The organism is Microcoleus sp. D3_18a_C4 (assembly GCF_036702415.1).
In the GTDB taxonomy this organism is placed as follows: Bacteria; Cyanobacteriota; Cyanobacteriia; order Cyanobacteriales; family Microcoleaceae; genus Microcoleus.
On sequence record NZ_JAUBTI010000203.1, the window covers coordinates 1 to 3,368 of the forward strand.

Below are 3,368 nucleotides of genomic sequence, written 5' to 3' on the forward strand. Positions count from 1 at the left end.
GTCAAAAATCAATAAAACTCTTGTGGGACGGGCTTCTAGCCTGTCCAGATTTTCCAATTTAAATGCGTAACAGCTTACTACCAACCTTTAGTTCGGTTAAATCCTTTTTAAGGACTAAAGTCCTGACTGCCAACAAAATATTTAATAATAAAGTTGAATATATATTTAAGATATCAAATAAAATGACAGAAAATTACCCCAAATCCAGAGAATTAGATGTCGTCAATAGCAGTAAAAATAACCATTTCGAGGCACTGGTAAAGCGACTAGATTTGATGATTCGCGCCCGCTATTCGCTGCTGTACATTGTCGGCGCGGAGGAAGAACCGGTCGAAGCCGTAATTGCCCAAGTAGCGCTGCAAGTAACTCCCGCGCGCCGGGTGTTGTTCTGGGATCTTGTGCGGGGCTGGGAGGATAACGGTTCTGGGAAAGGTTCGGTAATGGCGGCGCTCGATCGCGTCAGCAAAACTGCTGTTGAAGAATATACCATATTTGTACTGCGGGATTTGCACCCGGTTTTGAAATATCCTTACACCGAAAAAAATGCGGCGGTAGTGCGGGAATTGCGGAATTTAACGCGGGAATTGAAGCGCAGCAAAAAAACTATAGTTCTTACTTCTCACACGCTGGAATTGCCGGAGGAATTGAAAGAAGAAGTCACAGTAATTGATTTTCCTTTGCCCAACGTGCAAGAAATCGACAGTTTAATTTCTCACGTTGTGGAAAAGCCGCAACAGTTGCAAGTTAGCGGTTTAGCAAGGGAACAGTTGGTTAAAGCTTGTCAAGGTTTGAGCCGCGCTAGAATCGGGCGGGTTTTGGCTAAAGCTTTGGCCGCCAAACAGCAAATTAACGAGTCAGATATTGACGGAGTTTTGGAGGAGAAACAACAAGCAATTCGCCAAACGGGCATTTTGGAGTTTTTTAACTCCAGAGAATCCCTAAAAAGTGTGGGCGGCTTGGAGAATTTGAAACAGTGGGTAAAGATGCGGCAAGATGCTTTTACTGACGAAGCGCGTCGCTACGGCATACCGAATCCGAAAGGAGTTTTGTTAGTAGGAATTCAAGGCACTGGCAAATCTTTATCTGCGAAAACAATAGCCTCAGAATGGCGTTTGCCACTGTTGCGATTGGATACTGGGAGATTGTTTGGCGGCGTGGTCGGGGAAAGCGAAAGTCGCGTCAGGCAAATGATACAATTAGCAGAGGCGATCGCACCTTGCGTTTTGTGGATCGATGAAATAGATAAAGCCTTCGGCAACATTATCAGCGGCAGCGACGGCGATTCGGGAACTTCGCGCCGGGTATTCGGCAGTTTGATTACTTGGATGCAGGAAAAAACCAGTCCGGTGTTTATTGTCGCAACTGCAAATAACGTCAGGATTTTGCCGGCAGAGTTGCTGAGAAAAGGCAGGTTTGATGAAATTTTCTTTTTAAATTTGCCCTCAGAATCGGAAAGGCAAGATATTTTTAAAGTACATTTGCAGCGACTGCGCCCAACTAGATTGCGGGAGTTTGATTTGGGAGTTTTGGCGAAACGCGCTGAGAATTTTAGCGGTGCAGAAATTGAGCAAGTTGTAATAGATGGGTTATATCGGGCTTTTGGCACTTTTGTCAACGGACAGCGCCGGGATTTGATGACGGAGGATATTTTGAGGTCGATCGAGGATACTGTACCTTTAGCTGCGATCGCGCGATCGCAAATTGAAGATTTGAAACGGTGGGCGGCGGAAGCGGGCGCGAGAACAGCTTCTAACGATACTCACTTAATTGATGAATTGAAACGCTACAGCCAGCGGCGAAGGGATGCGATCGACAATTAACCCAATTTGTAGGGTGCGTCAGTTCATATCTAATTTATTCTATGAAAAATTACATCTGACGCACATTCCTAATCGTATGCTGCGTCATTTCAGGGCTGATTAATTATCCCAAATATCTCCCGTTATGACGCACCATACTACTATAAACCTAATTTAAAAACATCAGCAAGAATAGCATTTTTATCAACCATTCTCCCCGCATCCGGCGAATCGTAAACCACTAACAGCGAATTCTGCCCGTCCAAATATGGAAACAGGCTCAACCCCTCAGCATTGTCCGTATTAACCTTAAAAGGCAAGTCAAACAATACCTCCAAATCTCCCCCATCTTGTCCAGTAATACTGTCGCCCGATCGCCCTAAAATCCCCTTTAACCGAAAAACCCTCATCGCCCCAGATAAAGTCATCGTCGGCCCGGCTAAAACAATCAAATCTTCCCCGTTCCAGCACAATTCTCGCACGCCCAAACCGTTCAAATCAACAAAATGTTTGTTGTACAATTTCCCTCCTTTCCCAATTTCCTTAAGCCTTAAAACTCCCGGTTCTGCCTCTTCAACTTCTATTTCTAAAATTATCGCCCAACCCCGCAGCACCGGCCCCCGCAAACCGAGCAAAATGCGATCGCCCCGCACCGCCAACCCTTCAATATCAAAGCCATTTTCTTTACTCGGAATCGGCACAGATAAATACAAGCCGAGGTGGGTGTCATCTTTGAGCGCGTCTGTCAGCAAATTGCCTGTTTCTGTCCGCTGCAGGCATCCCACTGTCAGTTGAATTTCGGGATTGTCAGAATCGGGAATTGACTTGCACAAAATCCCGTCTTTCATAGGAATCCGCGCCAGTAAATAGCGGTTGACCTCTGTCACGATTTGTGCTAATCTTTCAATGTCTTTTTCGGGGTCTTTGCCTTTAGCTTTTTTGCGTTTGGTGCTGTGAGAACCCACCACCCAAAGATAATCTTTGCTGAAATCAATTCCTTCGATATCGATTTCGGATTCTCCAGGTAGATCGATAAAATCGGCGATCGCAAATCTTTGATGTTCTCCAAAAATATGAGGTGCGACAGGCGACAAACGCTCGATCGAAGTCGTTTCATCCGAACCCAGCCACAAATGGCCATCGGGAGTTAAAGCAACAGCGGATAAGTCTGTAATAATATCAGCCGCTTCGCTGTTTAATTGCAGCATCAGCCGGCCGAGCAAAAAGGATTCTGGCATAATTATTAGGATCTAAACTATTCTTAGAGTAAGTCATTATAGTTAAACCTGCTTGAAACTCATAGGTGGCACCATTCTCAATCAGGCTTTTATGGGCGGGCTCGCGTGCCCAACCCCTACTCCCCACAAGAAAGAAAATTCATCTGTTGTGGAACAGGCATCTTGCCTGTTGCTGACAATGGTGCAAACAGAAAATCCATCTGTTGTGGAACAGGCATCTTGCCTGTTCATGACAGAGGTGCAAACAGAAAATCCATCTGTTGTGGAACAGGCATCTTGCCTGTTGCTGACAATGGTGCAAACAGAAAATCCATCTGTTGTGGAACAGGCA

The 3,368-nt window shown here is 45.4% G+C and carries 3 protein-coding genes; 2 read left to right on the forward strand and 1 reads right to left on the reverse strand.

Annotated features, from left to right (window positions below):
• Positions 1-182 precede the first annotated feature (182 nt).
• Positions 183-1,820, forward strand: a complete 1,638-nt coding sequence (locus tag QUB16_RS33000; protein ID WP_333322580.1) for an AAA family ATPase — start codon at positions 183-185, stop codon at positions 1,818-1,820.
• A gap of 140 nt (positions 1,821-1,960) precedes the next feature.
• Here the strand turns inward: QUB16_RS33000 and QUB16_RS33005 are convergent, their stop codons facing one another.
• Positions 1,961-3,037, reverse strand: coding sequence for a DUF3616 domain-containing protein (locus QUB16_RS33005; protein ID WP_333322582.1), 1,077 nt, complete (start codon positions 3,035-3,037; stop codon positions 1,961-1,963).
• A 148-nt stretch (positions 3,038-3,185) separates the two neighbouring features.
• Between QUB16_RS33005 and QUB16_RS33010 the strand changes: the two genes are divergently transcribed.
• A partial coding sequence (locus QUB16_RS33010; RefSeq protein WP_333322583.1) for a hypothetical protein occupies positions 3,186-3,368 on the forward strand: 183 nt, incomplete at its 3' end.